Below are 21,581 nucleotides of genomic sequence, written 5' to 3' on the forward strand. Positions count from 1 at the left end.
CCTCACACCGTCCGGTCGGACCCCGCGGACCCCGGCCGGGGCTCGCCCCGGGACGCGGCCTCCCGCCCGGGGCCGGGCGCGGTCCGGCCGGCCGGTTCCCGCTGCGGGCCCGGGTCCGCGTCCGGCGCGGGAGGCGGCGGTGCCGGGCCGCCCGGGCGCGCCGCGGCCGCCGCCGAGACGAGGAGCAGCAGGCCGAGGGTGACGAACGGGGCGGCCGTACCGGCGATTCCGGCCAGCAGTCCCGCCCCGGCGGGCGCGGCGACCTGCCCCAGCCGGTTGCCGGTCAGCCGGAGCGCGAGCGCGGTGGAGCGGGATCCGGCGGGAGCGGCCTGGACCACCGTGGTCATCGACAGCGGCTGCCCGACGCCGAGACAGAAGCCGAGGGCGGCCAGCACCCCCGCCAGGACCGGTACGGGCAGCGGCACGGCGATGCTGCCGCAGAGCAGCGCGGCCAGCAGGCAGCTCCCGGCGAGCAGGGCGGTCCGGCCGACGAGCCGGATCATCGGGGTCATGACGAGGCGGCAGGCGATCGTCGCCGCGGCGCGCAGGCTGAGCAGCACTCCGATGGTGGCCGGTGCGATGCCCCGGTGTTCGCCGATGACGGGGAGGTAGGCGGTGAGGATGTCGGTCGCGGAGAGCACGGCGAGGCTGGTGAAGATCCCGGCGGGGACACCGCGGGTGCGCAGGATGCGGTGGACGGGCACCCGGGCGGCGGCGGCTTCGCCGGGCGTCCGGCCCCGGCGCCCGGTGCGGTGTTCGATCCGCCAGAGCGAGGTGACGGAGACCCCGGCGACCGCGGCGGCGACCAGCAGGGCCGTGGCACTGGTGGGTCCCATCCGCCCGCTCTGCTCGGAGACCAGGAAGCCCGCCGCGACCGGGCCGACGAGCTGGCCGAACGAGGCGCCGATGGTGAAGTGCCCGAAGTTCCGGTCCTGTTCGGCCGGCCCGCTCTGCCGGGCCACGATGCTCTGGGCGCCGATGACGAAGCAGAGGTGGCCCAGCCCCATCACCCCGCTCCAGGCGGCCACGGCGGCCAGCGACCCGGCGGTGCCGCTGAGCGCGCAGCCCGCCGCGATGAGCGCGACGCCGGCGGGCAGCAGCGGGGCGCAGCGGCCGTGGTCGGTCCTGCGCCCCAGCGGGACCGCGGCGAACAGCGGCAGCAGGGCGTAGACCCCGGCGATGACGCCGACGGCGCGGGCGTCGGCGCCCAGTGCGAGGGCCCGGTAGGAGACGGCGGGCCGCGCCATGGACACCGCCCCCTGCGCGAAGGAGAAGGCGATGACCAGGCGCAGCAGCCAGCCCCTGCCGGGCCCCGTATCCGGGAGTGCCATCAGATGATGCCGAAGAGCAGTCCGGCGGCCAGGACCACCAGCGAGGTGAGCGCCGCCCACTTCACGGTGAACCGGGTGTGGTCGCCGAACTCCACCTTGGCCATGCCGACCAGGACGTAGACGGCCGGGACGAGCGGGCTGGACATGTGGAGGGCCTGGCCGACGAGCGAGGCGCGGGCGATCTCGACGGGGGCCACGCCGTGGGCGGCGCCGGCCTCGGCGAGGATCGGCACGATGCCGAAGTAGAAGCCGTCGTTGGACATGAAGTAGGTGAACGGGATGCTCAACAGGCCGGTGACCAGACCCATGTGCGGCCCCATGCCGTCGGGGACGGCGTCGACGACGTACCGGGCCATGTGCTCGACCATGCCGGTGCCGGTGAGGACGCCGGTGAACACGGCGGCGGCGAAGACCATGCCGGAGACGTTGAGGACGTTCTCCGCGTGGGCGGCGACCCGGGCCTTCTGGTCGGGCATGTGGGGGAAGTTGACGGTCAGCGCGATGGCCGCGCCCAGCAGGAAGAGCACCGGGATGGGCAGCGTCTGCAGGATGAGCAGGGCCAGCAGGGCGACCGTCAGGGCGGCGTTGAACCAGTAGAGCTTGGGGCGGAGCGTGGCGCGGTGCGGGTCGAGGACGGCGTCCGTGGGGGCGTCGTCGCGGTCGGCGCCGGTGCCGCCGGCCGTCCCGGCTCCGCCGGTTCCGTGCTGCGCGGGCACCCCGGCGCCGTCCCCTCCTGCGGCGGCACCGGTACCGGCTCCGGCTCCGACGAGCACGGGCTCGCCCCGCTCCTCCGTCTCCTGCTCGGCGGCCTGCTCGGTCACCCGGCCGGGCGCGTCCTCGGCCGGCCCGTCGAGGGTGAGCAGGCCGAGGCGCTTCCGCTCGCGCAGGCCGAGGACGTAGGCGAGCACGAACACGCAGACCAGCCCCACGCCGAGGGCGGGGATCATCGGGACGAAGATGTCGCCGGCGTCCAGCTTGAGCGCGGTGGCGGCGCGGGCGGTGGGGCCGCCCCACGGCACGGTGTTCATGACGCCGTTCGCGGTCGCGGCGACGCCGGTCATCACGACGAGGCTCATCTTCAGCCGCCGGTAGAGCGGCAGCATCGCCGACACCGTGATCATGAAGGTGGTGGAGCCGTCGCCGTCCAGCGAGACGACCGCGGCGAGCACGGCGGTGCCGACGACGATCCGCATCGGATCGGCCTTGCAGAACCGCAGGATGACCCGGACGACGGGGTCGAACAGCCCGACGTCGATCATCACGCCGAAGTAGACGATGGCGAACATCAGCATCGCGGCCGTGGGCGCGAGGTCGCCGATGCCCTTGAGCACGTAGTCCCCGAGATGGGCGCCCTGCCCGACGAGGACGCAGAACAGCGCCGGAATGAGGACCAGCGCTGCCATCGGGGACATCTTCTTGGTCATGATCAGCGTGAGGAACGCCGCGATCATGACGAATCCGAGGAGGGTCAGCATGGGGTGGACACCAATCGTTCGCCCTTGAACTCCGCCGGGGGCGAGCAAGTCCCGGCAGCCGCCGGTGGCGGTCCGGACGACCGTAGGGGGCCGAACTCCGCGTGAACAAGACCTTGACGCGTGAGCAATAAGCGCAAAAGACCAGGTCAACGCGGTGCCCGTGGAGGTTCAGCGCACAGGGGCCACCTGCACCGGGAAGCCGTTGAGGACGGCGGTGCCGGAGAGCGGGTCGAGCAGGCTGCCGTCGAGGAGCTGGTTCACATTGGCTCCGGCGTCGGCCGAGGCGACGCGGAGCCGGGTGCCGGGACGGTGGTGGCCCCAGCCGTGCGGCAGGCTGACGACTCCGGCACGGACGGCGTCGGTCACCTCGACGGGCACCCGGAGCCCGCCGCCGTCCGCCGTCACGTCGGCCTCCGCGCCGTGGGTCAGACCGAGCCGGGCGGCGTCCTCCGGGTGCACCTGGAGGGTGCAGCGGTTGCTGCCGCCGGCGAGCGCGGGCAGGTTGTGCATCCAGCTGTTGTTGGACCGCAGATGGCGGCGGCCGACGAGGACGAGTCCGGCGGGGCGGCCGGTCAGGGCGCGGCGGAGCCGGGGCAGGTCGGCGGCGACCTGCTCCGGGCACAGCTCGACCTTCCCGCTGCGGGTCCGCAGGAGTCCCGGGAGGCGCGGCGCGAGCGGGCCGAGGTCGATGCCGTGCGGATGGGCGAGGAGCACCTCCAGGCCGAGGCCGCCGGGCGCCTGCTCCGGCCCGGCGGCGCCCGGCGCACCGAACCCGTCGCCGTACGGGCCGAGACGGAGCATCAGGTCCAGCCGCCGTTCGGCGCCGGTGCGGCCGTGGAGCTGCCCGGCCAGGTCGGCCGGGTCGCGGCCGTGGACGGGTGAGTGCGGGTCGGCGACGGCCTTGGCGAGGGCGGTGTCGATGGCCAGGGCGTCGACGGCCGCCGGGTCGGCCCCGTGCGTCCCGCTGACGCACAGCACCAGCCGGGCGAGGATCTCGCACTCGTCGGGGCGGCCGTCGGGGAGCGGCAGCGCCTCGCGGGTGTAGCGGACCTGGTTGCGGACGGCGAACCCGTTCAACGCGAAGTCGTGGTGGGCGCTGTGCGCGGGCCTCGGCGGGGGCAGCACCACCCGGGCGTGCCGGGCGGTCTCGTTCAGGTACGGGTCGACGGCGACCATGAAGTCCAGGCCGGCCAGGGCCCGGTCGAGGCGGTCGCCGTCGGGCGCGGACAGCACGGGGTTGGCGGCGACGCCGAGCACGGCGCGGACCCGCCCGTCCCCGGGGGTGTCGATCTCCTCGGCCAGGGCGGCGAGCGGGAATTCGCCCTTGACCTCCGGATGGCCGCTGACCCGGCTGTGCCGGCGCCCGAGGTCGAAGCCCTTGCCGGGGCCGGCGGGCCGGGGCGCGCGGGCCGTGGCGGCGAGCGGGAACATCGCGCCGCCGGGCCGGTCGAGGTTCCCGGTCAGGGTGTTGAGCACGTCGACCAGCCAGTTGGCGAGGGTGCCGAACTCCACGGTCGAGCTGCCGACCCGCCCGTAGACGGCCGCGGTGGGGGCGGCGGCCAGCTCCCGGGCGATGGCCCGGATCTCCGCGGCGGGGACGTCGCACGCCCCCGCGACCGCCTCCGGCGTGAAGTCGGCGGTCCGGGAGCGGACTTCGGCCACTCCCTCGACGTGGTCCGCGAGCGCGCCGAGGTCGGTCAGGTCCTCGGCGAACAGCACCTGGACGAGCGCGGCGAGGAGCAGCGCGTCGGCGCCGGGGCGGATGGCCACATGCCGGTCGGCGAGCCTGGCGGTGCGGGTGCGGCGCGGGTCGATGACGGTGAGCGTGCCGCCGCGGCGGCGCAGCGCCTTGAGCCGGCCGGGGAAGTCGGGGGCGGTGCACAGACTGCCGTTGGAATCGAGGGGGTTGGCCCCGATGAGCAGCAGGTGGGCGGTGCGGTCGAGGTCCGGTACGGGTATGGCGAACGGGTCGCCGAAGAGCAGCCCGGAGGAGACGTGCTTGGGCATCTGGTCGACGGTGCCGGCGGTGTAGAGGTTGCGGGTGCGCAGGGCGCCGAGCAGCAGGGGCGGGTAGAGCGCACCGGCCATGGTGTGGACGTTCGGGTTGCCGAGGACGACGGCGACGGCGTCGGGGCCGTGTTCCTCGATCACCGGCCGCAGCCCCTCCGCGACCGCGTCGAACGCCTCCTCCCAACTCGTCTCCCGGAGCTCGCCGTCACGCCGTACGAGCGGCCGGGCCAGGCGGTCCGGGTCGCCGTCGAGCTCGCCGAAGGCGGCTCCCTTGGGGCAGATGAAGCCGGAGCTGAACACGTCGTCGCGGTCACCGCGGGCCCCGGTGACCCTGTCCCCTTCGAGGGTGAGGGTGAGGCCGCAGGTGGCCTCGCACAGCGGGCAGATACGCAGGGCGGTACGGCTCATTGGTCCCTCCCGGGCACGGCTGGGGCGGCGCGGCACGACGCCTCGACCATACCGACCGGTACGCATGCGAGGGGAGCCCCGGACGTCGATTCGTCCGTCGTGACAGGTGGCTGAGAGTGGCCCGCCCTCTACAACTCGGGTACTACCCACACCTGTTGTGTCATTCCCGGGGTGGAGGGAGGTACAGCCCCGGCGAGGGATCCGCATGCGGGGCAGTCCCTGAAAGATCTCTCCTGTCCGAAATTTACGACCGGAAGGATCGATATCGTGCGCAGACGACGTCTCGCGCCCCTGGTGGCCGTGAGTGTCACGGCGACACTGGCTCCCGCGCTCGCCACCGCCACGGCCACCGCCGCTCCGGCCGCCACCCCGTCGACCGCCTCCTCCGCCGCCGCCTCCTCGTCCGCCGCCAAGGGCGCGCTGGACCGGTACGTGCAGCAGAAGCCTCGGTGGAAGCGGTGCAGTGCCGACTCTCCGGCGACCTTCCAGTGCGCCACGATCAAGGTCCCGCTGGACTACCGGGCTCCTGATGGCAAGCGGATGGACCTGGCCATATCCCGGATCAAGAGCACCGCGCCCGGCAAGCGGCACGGTGTCCTGTTCTCCAACCCCGGCGGCCCGGGGGGACCGGGGCTCTTCATGCCGCTGAGCATGCAGGAGGAACTCCCCCGGTCCGCACGGCAGAAGTACGACCTCATCGGCTTCGACCCGCGCGGTGTGGGACGCAGCAGCCCGGTCTCCTGCGGTCTGAAGCCGAAGGAGGAGAACTGGCTGCGGCCGTACAAGGAGAAGACGTTCGACAAGGACGTCGCCTGGGCACGCGGCGCAGCGAAAAAGTGCAAGAAGAAGGCGGGCGGCACACTCCGGCACATCACCACGCGCAACACCGCGCGCGACATGGATCTCCTCCGGGCGGTCCTCGGCGAGAAGAAGATCTCGTACGTGGGCTACTCGTACGGCACCTACCTGGGCACCGTCTACACCCAGCTCTTCCCGGGCCGGGCCGACCGGTTCGTGCTGGACAGCGCGGTCGACCCGGCGCGCGCCTGGCGGGGGATGATCCAGTGGTGGGCGGAGGGCGCCGAGCCCGCGTTCGACCGGTGGACCGAGTGGGCCGCCGAGCGTTCCCGGAAGTACGGCCTCGGTGACACCCCGAAGAAGGTCGAGCGGACCTTCTGGGACCTGGTCGCGCAGGCCGACGAGAAGCCCATCGAGGTGGACGGGCAGCCGACCACCGGTGACGACATCCGGAGCGGTTTCCGCGGGGCGGTCTTCAGCCCGAAGGAGGCCACCGAGGGGCTCGTGGAGCTGAAGAAGGCCGCGGACGGCAAGCCCGCCTCCGCGAAGAAGCTCGCGGTGTTCGCCGGGTCCGAAGGAACCGGGACGGCGGGTGCCGCCGCCGATGCCGCCGAGGGGCCGTCCGACAACATGACGGCGAGCCTCTGGGCCGTGGTGTGCGGCGACAACTCGGCCGCGTGGTCCCGCGATCCCGAGAGCTACCGGCGGGACGCCATCGAGGACAAGGGCCGCTACCCGCTCTACGGTGACTTCGCGTCCAGCATCAAGCCCTGTGCGTTCTGGGGCAAGTCCGTGGAACCGGCGACCGAGGTGAACAACAGGGTCGGCTCCCTGATCGTCCAGAACGAGTGGGACAGCCAGACCCCGCTGCCCAGCGCTCAGGCCCTGCACGCCGACCTGAAGGGCTCGAAAATGCTCACCGTCCTCGGCGGCGAGGGCCACGGCGTCTACCCGAACGGCAACGCGTGCACGGACGGCACGGTCAACCGCTACCTGCTCACCGGCAAGCTCCCGGCGAAGGACGTGACCTGCCAGGCGACGGCCGACTCGAACGCGGAGGCACGGAAGAACCGGAAGCGGGACGCGCTCCCCGGCTCTCCGCTCCCGGGGCGTGCCCCGGACCGCTTCTGAGCCCGGCCGCACGGCGCCTTGCCGCAAGGTTCGCTTGCGGTATGACCTCTTGACGATGGGGCGGGACCTCCTGGCGGGGTCCCGCCCCATCGTGCGTCGTCTCGTCCGTCGTCGTCGTGCGCCGTCTCGTCCGTCGTCGGCTCGTGCGTCGTCGGCTCGTGCGTCGTCGGCGCCGAGCCGGAGGAACACGCCCGGGTGCGGGCGGGCCCGGCCCTCCTCAGTCGAGAAGGCGCGCCAGATAGGCCCGCACCAGCTCCTTGGTCTCGGCGATGATCGCCCGGTCACCGGACGGATCGGTGCGGAAGGCGAGTTGCAGCAGCGCGTCGGCGGCTTCGACCGCGACCAGGAACGTGCGGCGCAGCTCGGCATCGGGCTCTTGGCCCAGCCGGCCCGCGAGCAGGTCGCACAGCCGGTCGGCGACGAGGTGGTTGGCGGGGTCGGGAATTCCGGCGGCCGGCACCGGCACCCCGAAGTCGATGTGCGAGAAACCCGCTACGTCCCGCCTCATCTCGATATAGACATCGATGACCACATCGAGAGCACGGCGCCAGTCGAGCGGGTCGGCCGCGCCGAGCCCCTCGTTGACCCGCGCGACGTAGACCTCGAGGTTGCGGTGGGCGAGGGCGTCGGCCAGTGCGCGCTTGTTGCTGAAGAAGCGGTAGACGGAGCCGATCGGGACCCCGGCGCGGAGCGCCACGACGCGGGTGGTCAGCTCCTCGTAGCCGACCTCGTCCAGGACCTCGGCACACGCGTCGAGGATCCGTGCGAGGCGTTCGGCGCTGCGCTGCTGCACGGGCATGCAGCGCAGGGTGGGGCGGGACTGCTGGTCGCTGGACGTGGGCACGGGGTCCATCATGCCTTCCCCTCTCCGGCGCTCGGGACCGGGTGTGGTCCGACGAGGGTGGGACCGGCCGAGGGCCGCGGTACGCAGGCCCTTCGTCTGCGGCGGGCCGGCGGCCACCGCAGCCGGTGCCGGGCACCGGGCCGACCGGGCCGGGGACGGTCGGGCGTCAGGTATCGGATGGTCGGGCGGCGGCGCCCGGCGGTCGAGCGGCCCCGGCGGTCGCATGCGGTCAGGCGATGAGCAGCCCGATCCCCCCGAGGGTGAACACGATCATCAGCACGAGGATCGGGAGCTGACCGGCGACGGCACGTGCCGCGGGGAAGAGCCGTACGGCCCGGTCGTGGGCGGCGACGACCCCGAGGACGTGGCCGGTGACGACGGCCGTGACCTGGAGTGCGGCGAGGGCCCCCGGCCCGAGCGGCGGCGCCGGGCCGTCCGCGGGGTGACCGCCGGCCGCCAGGAGCAGGGTGCGCGGCCCTTCGGTGAGCAGCAGCGTGCAGTAGTGGGCGATCAGATATCCCGCGGCGATCGGCAGCAGCGCGTGGACGAAGGCCGTGAACGGATGGGGCACCGGGCCGGAGATGAGGCGGACGGCGCCCGCGCAGACGGTGTGCAGCACCCCGACCAGCGCGACGGCTCCGAGGAGGCCCAGGGTGGCGGTGGGGGTGCGGCCCAGCGGTGAGGTCTGGACCGTGTCGATCCAGGAGGGCGCGTCGGAGAAGCCGTCGTAGGCGGTGCTGCCGAGCATCACACAGACCGTGGCGACCAGTCCGGGAGCGGCCGGTGTCGCGTCCAGCCCGTCGAACGGGTTCCGCAGGACGAGCCGTCCGTCGGCCCGGCGGCCGACCGGGGCGAGCCGTCCGAGCAGCGCCGAGTACACCTCGAAGGCGTCGCACCGGTCGAACCACCCGCGCCCGCAGAGGCCGGCGCCCGCCAGCTGGACGAGGGCGTAGCCGGTGAGGAAAGCCAGGAGGGCACCGGCCGACGCGGGCTCGGGCGAGGCGAGTTCGAGCCAGGTGTAGGCGAGCAGGCCGGCGGCGGCCGGCCAGTGGCCGAGGCGGTCCGGCAGCGGAACGGGGCCGGTGGCGGGGTCGCGGCGCAGGGCGCGGCAGAGCCCGGTGTGCAGGGCGCGCAGCGGGTTGAGCAGCCGCCACACCGGGCCGAGCAGCAGCGAGGCCGGGACGAGCCCCACCCAGAACAGGACGTGGACGGCGCCGGGTGCCGGGTTGCGGTCGGGGTCGTCGGGCCCGGCCAGCAGGAACAGGCAGACGGCGGCGCCCGCGAGGAGGCCGAGGCCCCGGAGTCCGGTGCGCAGGGCGGACGCGTCGGCGGCCCGCCGGACCGCGGCGGGGAGCGGGCGGCCTCCGTCGGCGCCGCGGAACCGGGACTGGGACCAGAGCAGCCCCAGGGCGAGGAACGACACGAACAGGGCGGCGAACGCCCCGGCATAGGCGTGGAACGGCGAGATCGGCAGGTCGTGCGAGGAGCCGACGCCGTGCGCGAGGAGGCGGATCACCGGACGGCGAGCTGGGCCAGCAACAGCCCGGATCCATGGGTCTCCACCTCGAACAGCCCGGTGCGGTCCAGGACGACGGTGAGCGTGGTGGTCCGCCCGGCCCGCAGCGCGGCGGACCGGTCGATGCCGTGGACGTGCAGCTCGTCGTCGGTGTCGCTGGTGACGCGCAGGGCGATCCGCCGGCCCTTGCGCAGCTCGATCCGGCCGGGGCGGGGACTGACCCGGCCGTCGGCGATCCTGACGGTGATCGTCCGGTCGGCGCGCGGCCGTCCGTGCCCGGTGGCCGGGGGCCCGCCGCCCGGTCCGCCGTCCGAGGAGGGCCGGCCGGATTCCGGCGGATGGTGGTGGCCGTGCCCCTGGGAGGGACGGCCGTGCCCGCTGCCCGCGGCGGTGGCCGTGAGCCGGGCGGTGCCCTGGACGGGCCGGCCGCGCACCGCCCACGCCGTGTGGTCGTCCGCGTAGAGCCGGGCGGTGAGCGTGTGCCGGCCGGCCGGGACGCCGGCGGCGGGGAGGTGGTGCCAACGGCCGTAGACCCGGGCCAGCTTGCGCCCGTCGAGCAGGAGGTGGGCGTGGCCGCCGCCGGGTACGGCGGCGCCGCCGACGCTGTCCGGGGTGAAGCGGAAGCGGCGGACGTCCAGCCGGACGTTCCACCCGTCCTCCGCGTCGGGCCGGACGGTCACGGTGACGGCCGGTGCGCCGCGCGCGGGCACGTCCCGCAGCCGGTGCCCGTCACCGTCGTCGGCGGTGAGCAGCCGGCCGGCCGGCCCGTCGGCGACGTCGTGACGGGTACCGGGCTTGTGATGGGTGGTGGGCCGCTCGGCACAGCCGGCTCCACCCAGCGCGAGGACGAGCGCGAGGGCCGGCGCGGCGACGGCGGACCGGGCCGACCGCCCCGCACGGCGCCGTCGGCGGGTTCGACGTTCCCTGCTCCCCGGCCCGGTCACGCCGTGGCTCCCGCCGGGTCCGCGGACCGTTCGTCCGTCCGCCGTGGCGCCGGGCCGGTGCTCCGTGCCGAGGCCACGACGGCCCAGAGCACCCACACCACCCCGAGCAGCCCGCGCAGCCAGGCGGGGCTCAACGGCAGCCAGGGGATCAGCAGGACGGCCTTGTCGAAGGCGTCCAGCAGCGTCAGCACGCCGAGCGCCACGGTCGTCCAGCCGAACGCGGGCCGCCGCCCGCGCAGCGCGAGCCCCACGACGGCCCACCACACCCCGGTGCACAGCAGGGCCAGCGGCGGTACGGCGGTGGGCGCCAGCGAGGTGGTCGCGCCGGCCACGTCGAGGGCCAGCCCGGCCGCGCCCAGCGCCGTGGCGGCCGTGGCCCAGCGGTGGTGCCGCAGCCGGCGCCACCAGAGCACCCCGCCGACCAGGGCGAGGACGGCGGCGACGGCCAACGCGAGCTGCACCTCGATCCGCTCGGCGCCGCGCGCCCCGTACCAGTCGCAGCCCGCGGGCAGCCGCCGGGCGCCCACGTCGTAGTCGGCGCAGACCAGCAGTTGGGCGATCTTCACCGGTTCGGCCAGCAGCCGGTGGGAGCCGCCGGAGACCTCCCCCGGCGTCCGTCCGCACACCGGCAGGGTGCGCGGGCTGCTGGCCCCGGTGTCCGACTGCCAGCAGTTGTCCCGGCCCTGGCCGTCCCACCACACATCGGTGCGGTTGGGCCGGTGCTCACCGCCGCGGGTCAGGCCCAGCCGGTTGCCGGCGTACCGGTTGTGGTGCGAGGTGTCCGTCTGTTTCGACCAGGCCTCCTCGCCGCGGATCCAGGCGGGCACGGCGTTCAGGTAGAAGCCGGTCCGGCGGTGCCCGTAGACCCAGTTGTCCTCGAAGACGTTCCAGTTGCCGCCCGCGGTGATGACGCCGGTGCCGGGCGGCATGGAGATCTGCGGGCAGACGACCCCGCGCTCGTAGCCGCGTTCGGCGGAGGGCCGGGCGCAGGTCCCGTCGGCGACGTACGGGTAGTAGTCCTGGTTGTTGTCGTGGATGAGGTTGCGCTCGAACCGGGCGTGGTTCTGCGGGAGTCCGGGGTGTCCGGGGAAGGCGCTGTCCATGGAGGCGCCGCCCATGTTGTGGTCGAACTCGTTGTCGTGCGCCCAGACCGAGTCCCCGGCCGTGCCCGAGTAGCCGACCATGTTGTGGTGGCTCCGGCAGCCCCGGATCTCGATGGAGTAGCGGGGTACGGCGTAGCCGCGGCCGTCGTTGATGTCGGAGGCGCTGCCCGGGTAGATGCCGGAGTCGCCGTTGCCGTAGGACTCGCAGTTCTTGTACAGCCCGTGGTCGCTGGCGAAGGTGAGGAAGCCGTACTCGTCGTTCCAGCGGGTGAGCACGTCGTCGATGACGAAGCCGTCGGCGGCCAGCACGTACAGCGAGTTGAACGTGGTGCGCTGGGCCGTGAAGTTGCGGAAGTAGACGCCGTCGGAGCCGTCCGCCCGGATCGCGTTGAGCTTGCGGTACCCGGCGTCGACGACCACGTCGCGCGGCCCGGCGCCGGTGCCCTCGATCTGCAGGTTCCGCTTGCCGAGGACGGCGACCAGGTTCTGGTTGTGCGGGCACTGCCGCTGCTGGGCGTAGGAGAGGATCTGGTAGCCGAGCGCGGCCGTGCGCGCGGTGAGGCGGGCGCAGGCTCCGGTGGGCGCGGGCTGGGAGGGCTCCTCCTCGTAGCGGCCGGGCAGGACGGCGATGTTCATGCCCGGCCGGTCCACGGCGTCGACCGCGGCCTGGAGATGCCGGAAGCCGTCCTTCCGGCACCGTTCGTACAGCTGGAGGTTGCGGCGGCGCAGGTCGTCGGGGAAGCCGGCGATCCGGCGCTCGAAGTCGCGTCTGCCGGTCTTGCACACCAGCAGGTCCGGCTCGCCCTTCCGGTACACCGGGACGCTGCCGGTGCCGTCGGGGAAGCGGACCTCGCGCTCCTCGTGTGCCTCCGCGGCGGGCGCCGTCACCAGCAGCGCGGCCAGCACGACCAGCAGAGCAGCTACTTTCCGTGTCCATGCCGAAGAGGCCATGCGCGAAAAGTAGAGCAGGGCTCACATATTGGGAAGACCCCATGCAGCCCCCCGAAGGCCCTGAAGGGCCGTGCAGCGCACCGGCGGCCGGGACGTCATTGACGGACCCCCGACGGCATTCCTATGGTCTTCCATAGGATTCCTTGAGCGGCGGGAGCACACGATGAGCGGCAGCGGCGGCATCGAGCAGGCAAGGAAGGCGGCCGAGGGACTGGCCCACTCCCCCGGATTCGGCAATGAGCACAGCTCGGAGGCGATTCCCGGCGCGCTGCCGCTCGGCCGCAACTCTCCGCAGCGCGCCCCGCTGGGCCTCTACGCGGAGCAGCTCAGCGGCTCCGCCTTCACCGAGCCGCGCGCACACAACCGCCGCTCCTGGCTGTACCGCATCCGCCCGTCCGCCGCGCACCCGGCGTTCGTCCGCACCGGCAACGGGGCCCTGCGCAGCGCCCCGTTCACCGAGACGGTCCCGGACCCGAACCGGCTGCGCTGGAACCCGCTGCCCGAGCCGGACGGCCCGGTGGACTTCGTCGGCGGCCTGTGGACCCTCGGCGGCAACGGGGACGCCCAGCAGCGCACCGGCATGGCGATCCACCTCTACAACGCCACCGCCTCGATGACCGACCGGGTGTTCTCGGACGCCGACGGCGAGCTGCTGATCGTCCCCGAGCGCGGCGGGCTGCTGCTGCGCACGGAGTTCGGCCTGCTGCGGGCCGAGCCGGGGCACATGGCACTGATCCCCCGCGGGGTGCGGTTCCGCGTCGAACTCCTCGACGCGAGCGCCCGGGGCTATGTGTGCGAGAACTACGGGCAGCCGTTCGCCCTGCCCGACCTGGGACCCATCGGCGCCAACGGGCTCGCCAACGCCCGCGACTTCCTCGCGCCGGTGGCCGCCTACGAGGACCGCGAGGGCCACGTCGAGGTGATCAACAAGTTCTGCGGCAACCTCTGGACCGCCACCTACGACCACTCCCCGCTGGACGTCGTCGCCTGGCACGGCAACCATGTGCCGTACGTCTACGACCTGCGCCGCTTCAACGTCCTGGGCAGCATCAGCTACGACCACCCGGACCCGTCGATCTTCACCGTGCTCACCTCGCCGTCGGACACCCCCGGCCTCGCCGGTGTCGACTTCGTGGTGTTCGCCCCGCGCTGGCTGGTGGGCGAGGACACCTTCCGGCCGCCGTACTTCCACCGCAATGTGATGAGCGAGTACATGGGCCTGATCGAGGGCGCGTACGACGCCAAGGCGGAGGGGTTCGTGCCGGGCGGCGGCTCGCTGCACAACATGATGTCGGCGCACGGTCCCGACCGGGAGACCTTCGACCGGGCGAGCGCCGCCGAGCTGCGGCCGCAGAAGATCGACGACGGGCTGGCCTTCATGTTCGAGACCCGCTGGCCGGTGACCGCCACCCGCCAGGCGGCGGAGGCCGGACACCTGCAGCGCGGCTACGACGACGTGTGGCAGGGTCTGGAGGCGAACTTCCGCCCCGGGGACCGTCCCTAGGTCCGGTCCTCCGGATCGGGCAGGATCGGGATCGGCGCCATGCACCGCGAGCCGAGGACCGGTCCGGGGACAGCCCCAGGAGGCACCGCGGACCGACCCCGGCACCCCCGCCCGGTCCGGTCCCCCGGAGCCGCGGCCGCACCCGGCACCGGTGCCCGCAGCCCCCGGCCCAGCCGTCATCGCCCCGGAGCCGCACCATGACCACCTTCGCCCCCGACTCCCTCGTACTGAACCGCAAGCTGCCGCTGTGGTACCAGGTCTCGCAGTCGCTGCGGGCCTCGATACTGGGCCGCCGCCCGCAGGATCCGCTGCGGCTGCCGACCGAGGACCGGCTGGCGGAGCACTACGGGGTCAGCGTGCTCACCATGCGCCAGGCCCTCAAGGAGCTGGAGTCGGAGGGGCTGATCAGCCGGCACCGGCGGCGCGGGACGTTCATCGAACCGTCCGCACGGCGCGGCGCCCCGGTCCGGCTGCTCGGCTCGGTGGACGCCATCGTGGCCCAGCAGTCGGGCGAGCGGGCCACCGTCCTGAGCCACGGGACGGTGCCCGTCCCGGCCGAACTGGCGGAGCACTTCCCCGGCCTGGACGAGGTGGTGGAGTACCGGCGGCTGCGCTGCGAGGAGAGCAGCGGCGAACCGACCAACTGGGCCGAGAACGCGGTACGGCCCGAGCTCGCCGAGCGGATCGACCTCGCCGATCTGACGCGCCTGCCGATGACGAAGGTGCTGCGGGACGCGGTCGGGGTGCGGATCAGCCGGATCACGGACACCGTCGAGGCCCGGCTCGCCGACCCGGAGACCGCCCGGCTGCTGAACGTGCCGCTGCTCAGCCCGATCCTGCACTACACGGGCGTGACGTACGACGAGTCCGGCCGGGTGGCCGACGTGGCGCGGATCCGCTACCGCGGGGACCGCTTCTCCTTCACGGTGACCCTGGAGGCATGAGGGGGCCTTGCACGATGAGCGTCCGGCGAGGTCGCGCGGTCCGGTGCTGTGCATCGCCAGGCGCCGGAGCGCTGGCAGCGGAGCCACCAGCGCTCTCCGGCAACACGGAGAGGTGCGGTGCCGGGCCGCGCGACCCGGGCGGGCATCGTGCAAGGCCCCCTGAGGGCCGCACCGCGGTGCCGAGCCCGGCGGTCCCCTCGGTCCGGTGACCCCGGAGGCAAGCGGGTCCCCCGCACGGGCCACGTGGGTACCATGCGGGCGGACGGAAGGACGTTCCGCGATGTCCATCGCGCCGGGGAGGGCCGCTGCGTGACGGCGAAACCAGCCGAGGAGCGGCCGGCCCCGGGGGCCGCGCCGCCGGCAGGCGCCCCGCTGCTCGCGGACCTGATGCCCTGGTCCGTGGCGCCGCTGCGGGCGGGCCGGGCGTGGCCGTTCGCCCCGGACGCCGCGTCCCTGCGCGCCCGCTGGGACGCCCTGGTGCGGTGCGACTCGGCCGAGGAGCGCGCCGCCCTGTTCCAGCCCTCACGGATCCGCGGACTGCACACCGCGGTGCCCCAGCTGCCCGGCCACGACGCCCCGACGGCACCGCTCGCCGCGGAGCGCGGACCGTGTCCCGAGCCGGTGCGGGTCCTGCACGGCCCGTTCGACCGGCAGTGGCTGATCCCCGACCACCGGCTGATCGACGCGGCCCGGCCGGAGCTGTGGCGAGTGGCCGGCCCCGGGCAGACCTTCGTGGTGGAACAGGCACGCGGCCCGGTGCCCGCCGCCCGCGCGGCGGAGGGCCGGGCCCCGCTCGGTGCCCCGGGCCCGGCCGGACCGGCCGTGGTGTGCTCCGCGCTGCTCCCGGACGGGCACGCGCCGGCCGGCCGCCCCGGGCGGATCCGGCCGCTCTTCCGGCGGCCCGGCGGCCGGGAACCCAACCTGGCGCCCGGCCTGCTCGACCGGCTCACCGATCTGCTCGGCCGGGCCGTCTCCGCCGAGGACTTCCTCGCCTGGACCACCGCCGCCGCGGCGCACGGCGCGAGCGGCTGCGCGGTGCCGCTCCCGCTCTCCCCCGCCGTCTGGGACACCGGGGTGGCACTCGGCCGCCGGATGCTGTGGCTGTACACGCACGGCGCGCGCTGCGGCCGGTCGCCGGACGACCGCCCCAAGCTGCCCGGCGGGCGCCGCCCGTACGTCCGGGCCGCCCTCCCGTCGAGCCTCCGCGCGCTGTCCGGCGCGCTGCGCTACGACGCCGACGAGGAGACCCTGCACCTGGGCGAGGGCCGGATCGCGCCGGTGCCCGCGGGCGCCTGGGAGTTCCGGGCCGCGGGGGTCCGCGTGCTGGAGCACTGGGTCGAGCTCCGCTCGGCACCGGCACCGGCCGGGCCCCTGGACGCGGTCCGGCCGGCTCTCTGGCCGCGGGAGTGGACCTCCGACCTGCTGGAACTGATCACCGTGCTCGCGCTGCTGGCCGAACTCCGCCCGCAGCAGCGGGAGTTGTCCGCACTCCTCACCGAGGGGCCGCAGCTCACGGCCGACGAGCTGCGGGCGGCCGGCGTGCTGCCCGCCCCGGCCGCGGCCCGCCACCCGGCGTCCGTGCTGGACCACCACGAGGAAGGCCCGAACGGCCAGTTCGCCCTGCTCTGAGCCGGTGCGGCACCGCCGCGGCGGGCCGGCGGAGTGGTTCCCCATGGCCCGCGGGCCTGCTGAAGACAGCGGCCCGGACCGCAGGCGGGAGCGGGCCCGGGCGCAGCGCACCGACAGCGCAACCGACCCGGACGCCCGCTCCCCTCACATCGTCCCGCCCGGGACCTACTTCTCGAGCGGCTTCAGACAGCGCGTGATCTGCGGCACGCCGTTGTGGAGCTCCTGGTACCGGCTGGTGCCGGCCGGGCAGGTGTCCACGCTGTCGGTCTCCACCACCTTGAACTCGGCCTTGATGCTCCCGCACTCGACGAGCTCGATCACGGGCTTCGCCTGGGTGCCCTTGTTCTCCACGCAGTCGCCCGGCTCGGCCGAGACGGCGGCCTTCTCCGCGCCCTTGGCGACGGTCCGTCCGTGCTTGTTCTTGGTGAGGGTGTTGCCCTTGCTGTTGTAGCTCCAGACGGCGGCGATGCCGAGGGCGACGACCACCGCGAAGATCTTGACCTTGAGGCTGCTCCCGGGCCGCCGCGGCGGGCGCGGTGCGGGACCGGGCATCATCTGCGGCCCGCCGTGGGGCGGCTGCCCCGGGTAGGGCTGCTGACCGTAGGGCCCCTGCTGCGGCGGTGCGCCGTACGGCGGCTGCTGCGGCTGGCCGTACGGGTGATAGCCGCCGGGCGGCTGAGGCGTAGACATACGAGTCCCCCATGAATGACAGTGCGGTGATGCCGCGTCAAGATTGACGTGGAGCCGACAAGTTAGCGCCCTGTCGCCGGAGCTCCGAGCCCGGGGGCCACCGCTGTCCCTGTGCGTCGCCATACGCCCGCGATGTCCCCTGCGGACCCGGCCCCGGCCCCCGGACTTCCCACCTAGCCGTCCCGGAGGATGCTCAGTCGAGACAGAACTCGTTGCCCTCGATGTCCTGCATCACGAGACACGACTCGTTCTCCTCGTCGGCAAGCAGGAGTCGCACGCGGACCGCGCCGAGCGGGATCAGGCGTGCGCACTCGGCCTCGAGCGCCGCCAGGCGCTCTTCACCCACGAGTCCCGTGCCGACCCGCACGTCGAGATGGAGCCGATTCTTGACGGCCTTGCCTTCGGGAACGCGCTGAAAGAACAGTCGCGGGCCCACACCTGAGGGATCCACGCAGGCGAACGCCGACCCCTGACGCTCGGGCGGCAGCGAGCGGTCGAAATCGCCCCACGTGGCAAACCCCTCCGGTGGCGGCGGTACGACGTACCCCAGCACCTCGCACCAGAAACGAGCGACGCGCTCGGGTTCCGCGCAGTCGAAGGTGACTTGGAACTGCTTGACCGATGTCATCGGCGGACCATGGCAAGGGGACTCCGGTGCTCGCTTCTGCATGTGAGGCGAGAAGGACGCTTCCCGAGTGAGGACCGGAATCGCACCGACACCGAGCCATGGCCGCCCTCAGGAGTGATCACCGCCACGCGCCGCGGCCCCTCCGGCACCGATGACAAACGCCCGGCCGGCGCGATAGGACCGGGCACATGAACGACTCCGCACAGCCGCAGCCCCTGCCGCTCGACGGCATCACCGTCGTCGCGGTCGAACAGGCCGTCTCCGCGCCCTTCGCCACCCGGCAGCTCGCAGACCTGGGCGCCCGGGTGATCAAGGTCGAGCGGCCGGACGGCGGCGACTTCGCCCGTGCCTACGACACCGCGGTGCACGGTCTGGCCTCGCACTTCGTCTGGGCCAACCGCGGCAAGGAGTCGATCGCGCTGGACCTCAAGGAGCCGCGGGGCCGGGAGGTGCTGGAGCGGCTGGTGGCGGACGCGGACGTCTTCGTCCAGAACCTCGCCCAGGGCGCGGCGGCCCGGCTGGGCCTGGACGCCGCGGCGCTCTGCGCGCGCCACCCCCGGCTGGTGGCCGTGGACATCTCCGGTTACGGGCCGGACGGCCCGTACGCCCACAAGCGGGCCTACGACATGCTCGTGCAGTGCGAGGCCGGGCTGGTCTCGGTGACCGGCACGCCGGAGCAGCCGGTGAAGGCGGGCATCCCCGCGGCCGACATCGCCGCCGCGATGTACGCCTTCTCCGGGGTGCTCGCGGCACTGCTGCGGCGCGGTGTCACCGGGCGCGGCGGTCCGGTCGAGGTGTCGATGTTCGACGCGCTGGCCGAGTGGATGGGGCATCCGCTGTACTTCGGGATGTACGGAGGCGAGCCTCCGGCGCGCACCGGGGTCGCGCACGCCGTCATCGCCCCGTACAACGCCTATCCGACGGCCGACGGGCCGCTGGTCCTGCTGTCGGTGCAGAACGACCGGGAGTGGCGGCGGCTCGCGGAACAGGTGCTGGAGCGGCCCGAACTGGCCGAGGACCCGGACCACGCGACCAATGTGGCCCGGACCCGGAACCGTACGAAGACCGATGCGGCCGTCACGGAGGCGCTGAGCGGCATGACGGCCGATGAGGCGGTGGAGCGGCTGGAGCGGGCGGGCATCGCCTGCGCCCGGCTCAACGGGGTGGCCGAGCTGGCCGCCCATCCCCAGCTGGCGGCCCGGGAGCGGTGGCAGGAGGCCGGCTCACCGGCGGGCCCGCTGCGCACGCTGCTCCCGCCCATCACCCTGCCCGGCGGGCAGGCGCCGCCTGCGGGAGCCGTGCCGGCCCTGGGGGAACACACCGGAGCGTTGCTGCACGCCCTGGGCATGACGGACGAGCAGGTCGCCGCACTGCGCCGGGACGGTGTCGTGGCCTAGCTCGACTCCACGTGCTGCCCGTGCGAGGTCCCGGGCTGCCGTATCCACGCGGCCAGGAGCCGAAGCGCCTCTTCGGAGCTGGAGCCTGCCTCGGCGGTGTAGACACTCAGCCGCTGGTCCGGGTCGGCGGGCAGGGTGAGGGACTCGTAGTTGAGGGTGAGCGGGCCGACGACCGGGTGGTGGAAGTGCTTGCTGCCGTGCGTGTGCCGGTACACGTTCTGGTCGGCCCACCAGCGGCGGAAGTCCTCATCCGCGATCGAGAGTTCGCCGACGAGTTCGGCCAGCAGCGGATCGTGGGGATGGCGTCCGGCGTCGCGCCGGAGCGAGGCGACGATGTCGTGGGCGTGGGTGTCCCAGTGGGCGTACAGCGAGCGGGCGGTCTCGTCGCAGAACATGAATCGCACCAGGTTCCGCTCGCGGTGCGGCAGCGCGTCGAAGTCGGTGAGCAGCGCCCGTGCCATCCGGTTGGACGCAAGTATGTCCAGTCGCCGCCCCAGCACAAGGGCGGGGGTGTGTTCGAGGGTCCGGAGGAGTTCGCGCAGCCCCGGGCGGACCGGCTGCGGACGCGTCGCCGTGCGGCGGGGCCTGCCTGCGGCGGGCTTGGCGAGCTGGAACAGATGGGTGCGTTCGACGGGATCGAGGCGTAACGCGCGGGAGATGGCGTCCAGCACGGTCTCGGAGACGTTCAGTCGGCGTCCGCGTTCCATGCGTACGTAGTAGTCGACGCTCACGCCCGCCAGTTGCGCGATCTCTTCGCGGCGCAGTCCCGGCACCCGCCGAGAGCCGCCGTCGTCGGACAGGCCCGCCTGGCGCGGGGTGATCCGTGCCCGCCGAGAGCGGAGGAACTCACCGAGAGCTGTGTTGCGGTCCATGCCGTTCACAATAGGGCCCAAGATCGCCCCGACGGCCCGCGAAAGGGGGACCGGCAGTCCCCCGGTCCGGCCGTTCCCGGGGCGAAGCGGACCCCCCGGAACTCGGTCAGCAGCCGATTCCGGTGCTGAAGTGGAACGTGTCGAGGCCGACCGGGGCCCACCCGCCCCGGCCGGCCGCTGTTCGCATCGAACGAAGGGAACTCCTGTGTCGGACACCAAGACATTCCTGATCACCGGCGTCAGCACCGGCCTGGGCCGCGCACTCGCGCGGGCGGCGTTGGCCGCGGGGCACCGGGTGGTGGGCACGGTGCGCACGCCCGCCGACGGACGGGCCTTCGAGGCTCTCGCCGGCGACGCGCACGCCCGCATCCTGGACGTGACCGACCATGAGGCGGTGGTCACGGTCGTGGACGGGACCGAGCGCGACCTGGGCCCGGTCGACGTACTCGTCGCCAACGCCGGGTACGGCCATGACGGCCTCTTCGAGGAGTCGTCGATGGATGACCTTCGCCGTCAGTTCGAGGTGAACGTCTACGGAACCGTGGCGGTGATCAAGGCCGTGCTGCCGCACATGCGGGAGCGCCGTTCGGGCCACATCATCGCCGTCACCTCGATGGGCGGGCTGATCACCATGCCGGGCCTCAGCTTCTACCACGGCAGCAAGTTCGCGGTGGAGGGCATCCTCGAAACGCTCGGCAAGGAGGTCGCCGACTTCGGCATCCAGGTCACCGCCGTCGAGCCGGGCAGTTTCCGGACCGACTGGGCCGGCCGCTCGATGATCCGCGCACCCCGTGCGATCGCCGACTACGACGAGCTGTTCGAGCCGCTGCGCGCCCGGCGCATCCACGGCAGCGGGCGCCAGCCGGGCGACCCGGACAAGGCCGCGGCCGCGGTGCTGCGCATCGTGGCGGCCGGCCGGCCGCCGACGCGCCTGCTGCTCGGCACCGACGCGCTTCGGCTCGTCCGGGCCGGACGCGACGCCTTCGAGCGCGACATGCTGGCATGGACCGAGCTGTCGGCCTCCACCGACTTCGACGACGTCAGCCGGTCCGCCTGACGTCTCTCGCTGTCGGGCCCCGGCGCGGAGCCTCGACGGCGGCCGTCATCACCGAGCCGGCCCGCTCCTGATCCACCACAGCCGGACCTGCTCGCGGGCCTTCACACCGCCCGGCGCCTCCTGGTAACCGGGGGACGTCACAACTCAAGCCAGGCGGGCGTTGTCCGACGGATGGCGCCGGCCGACAGGTGGCGTCGTCCGCCCGGGGCGGGGGTGGCGGGGCGCCGGTGCGGGCGATCGCCCAGCGGAGGATGGGGGGTACTTCCCGGGCCGCCGGGCCCGGAGGGAGAGAGCGCAGCCGACTGCGCCGACGACCGACACATACGGCGTGGGGCACCTCCCGTGCCCG

General features: G+C 73.8%; 16 protein-coding genes. 6 read left to right on the forward strand and 10 right to left on the reverse strand.

Annotation, left to right across the window (positions count from 1 at the left end):
* Window positions 1-2: 2 nt before the first annotated feature.
* From ACFYYR_RS09275 to ACFYYR_RS09285, 3 genes are all read right to left on the reverse strand, one after another.
* The gene (locus ACFYYR_RS09275; protein ID WP_388848920.1) at window positions 3-1,331 is read right to left on the reverse strand and encodes an MFS transporter; all 1,329 of its coding nucleotides are present in this window, start codon (window positions 1,329-1,331) and stop codon (window positions 3-5) included.
* Window positions 1,331-2,806, reverse strand: coding sequence for a CitMHS family transporter (locus ACFYYR_RS09280; RefSeq protein WP_388848924.1), 1,476 nt, complete (start codon window positions 2,804-2,806; stop codon window positions 1,331-1,333). Before ACFYYR_RS09280 ends, ACFYYR_RS09275 begins: the two co-directional genes overlap by 1 nt.
* Before the next feature lie 168 nt (window positions 2,807-2,974).
* Complete coding sequence (locus tag ACFYYR_RS09285) at window positions 2,975-5,224, reverse strand: molybdopterin-dependent oxidoreductase (RefSeq protein ID WP_388848927.1); 2,250 nt, start codon at window positions 5,222-5,224, stop codon at window positions 2,975-2,977.
* A gap of 267 nt (window positions 5,225-5,491) precedes the next feature.
* Here ACFYYR_RS09285 and ACFYYR_RS09290 point away from each other — a divergent pair, with 267 nt between their 5' ends.
* Window positions 5,492-7,153: an alpha/beta hydrolase gene (locus tag ACFYYR_RS09290; protein ID WP_388848930.1), complete on the forward strand. Its 1,662-nt coding sequence runs from the start codon at window positions 5,492-5,494 to the stop codon at window positions 7,151-7,153.
* Between the two features lie 217 nt (window positions 7,154-7,370).
* Here ACFYYR_RS09290 and ACFYYR_RS09295 read toward each other — a convergent pair whose 3' ends face one another.
* From ACFYYR_RS09295 to ACFYYR_RS09310, 4 genes are all read right to left on the reverse strand, one after another.
* Window positions 7,371-8,006 (reverse strand): TetR family transcriptional regulator, encoded by a 636-nt coding sequence (locus tag ACFYYR_RS09295; RefSeq protein ID WP_388849297.1) that lies wholly within the window; start codon window positions 8,004-8,006, stop codon window positions 7,371-7,373.
* A gap of 220 nt (window positions 8,007-8,226) precedes the next feature.
* Window positions 8,227-9,510: a hypothetical protein gene (locus tag ACFYYR_RS09300; protein ID WP_388849300.1), complete on the reverse strand. Its 1,284-nt coding sequence runs from the start codon at window positions 9,508-9,510 to the stop codon at window positions 8,227-8,229.
* The gene (locus ACFYYR_RS09305; protein WP_388848933.1) at window positions 9,510-10,457 is read right to left on the reverse strand and encodes a hypothetical protein; all 948 of its coding nucleotides are present in this window, start codon (window positions 10,455-10,457) and stop codon (window positions 9,510-9,512) included. The genes ACFYYR_RS09300 and ACFYYR_RS09305 overlap by 1 nt, the downstream gene beginning before the upstream one ends.
* A complete protein-coding gene (locus ACFYYR_RS09310) occupies window positions 10,454-12,511 on the reverse strand; it encodes a right-handed parallel beta-helix repeat-containing protein (RefSeq protein ID WP_388848937.1) in 2,058 nt (685 codons plus the stop codon). The genes ACFYYR_RS09305 and ACFYYR_RS09310 overlap by 4 nt, the downstream gene beginning before the upstream one ends.
* A 163-nt stretch (window positions 12,512-12,674) precedes the next feature.
* On the opposite strand from ACFYYR_RS09310, the gene hmgA reads away from it, so the two are divergent.
* The 3 genes from hmgA (at window position 12,675) to ACFYYR_RS09325 (ending at window position 16,588) form a co-directional block, all read left to right on the forward strand.
* The gene (gene hmgA, locus ACFYYR_RS09315; RefSeq protein WP_388848940.1) at window positions 12,675-14,015 is read left to right on the forward strand and encodes a homogentisate 1,2-dioxygenase; all 1,341 of its coding nucleotides are present in this window, start codon (window positions 12,675-12,677) and stop codon (window positions 14,013-14,015) included.
* A 197-nt stretch (window positions 14,016-14,212) separates the two neighbouring features.
* Window positions 14,213-14,959, forward strand: coding sequence for a GntR family transcriptional regulator (locus ACFYYR_RS09320; protein ID WP_388848943.1), 747 nt, complete (start codon window positions 14,213-14,215; stop codon window positions 14,957-14,959).
* 387 nt (window positions 14,960-15,346) lie between these two features.
* Complete coding sequence (locus ACFYYR_RS09325) at window positions 15,347-16,588, forward strand: type ISP restriction/modification enzyme (RefSeq protein WP_388849303.1); 1,242 nt, start codon at window positions 15,347-15,349, stop codon at window positions 16,586-16,588.
* Window positions 16,589-16,753: 165 nt separating this feature from the next.
* Here the strand turns inward: ACFYYR_RS09325 and ACFYYR_RS09330 are convergent, their stop codons facing one another.
* Both ACFYYR_RS09330 and ACFYYR_RS09335 read right to left on the reverse strand, forming a co-directional pair.
* A complete protein-coding gene (locus ACFYYR_RS09330; RefSeq protein WP_388848946.1) occupies window positions 16,754-17,278 on the reverse strand; it encodes a hypothetical protein in 525 nt (174 codons plus the stop codon).
* A 193-nt stretch (window positions 17,279-17,471) separates the two neighbouring features.
* The gene (locus ACFYYR_RS09335) at window positions 17,472-17,906 is read right to left on the reverse strand and encodes a VOC family protein (RefSeq protein WP_388848949.1); all 435 of its coding nucleotides are present in this window, start codon (window positions 17,904-17,906) and stop codon (window positions 17,472-17,474) included.
* 188 nt (window positions 17,907-18,094) lie between these two features.
* On the opposite strand from ACFYYR_RS09335, the gene ACFYYR_RS09340 reads away from it, so the two are divergent.
* Window positions 18,095-19,303: a CaiB/BaiF CoA transferase family protein gene (locus tag ACFYYR_RS09340; RefSeq protein WP_388848952.1), complete on the forward strand. Its 1,209-nt coding sequence runs from the start codon at window positions 18,095-18,097 to the stop codon at window positions 19,301-19,303.
* Here the strand turns inward: ACFYYR_RS09340 and ACFYYR_RS09345 are convergent.
* Window positions 19,300-20,175: a helix-turn-helix transcriptional regulator gene (locus ACFYYR_RS09345; RefSeq protein WP_388848955.1), complete on the reverse strand. Its 876-nt coding sequence runs from the start codon at window positions 20,173-20,175 to the stop codon at window positions 19,300-19,302. The genes ACFYYR_RS09340 and ACFYYR_RS09345 overlap by 4 nt on opposite strands.
* Before the next feature lie 205 nt (window positions 20,176-20,380).
* Here ACFYYR_RS09345 and ACFYYR_RS09350 point away from each other — a divergent pair, with 205 nt between their 5' ends.
* A complete protein-coding gene (locus tag ACFYYR_RS09350) occupies window positions 20,381-21,232 on the forward strand; it encodes an oxidoreductase (RefSeq protein WP_388848958.1) in 852 nt (283 codons plus the stop codon).
* The last annotated feature ends 349 nt before the right edge of the window (window positions 21,233-21,581 follow it).

The sequence above is a fragment of the Streptomyces sp. NPDC001922 genome (genome assembly GCF_042891165.1).
In the GTDB taxonomy this organism is placed as follows: Bacteria; Actinomycetota; Actinomycetes; order Streptomycetales; family Streptomycetaceae; genus Streptomyces.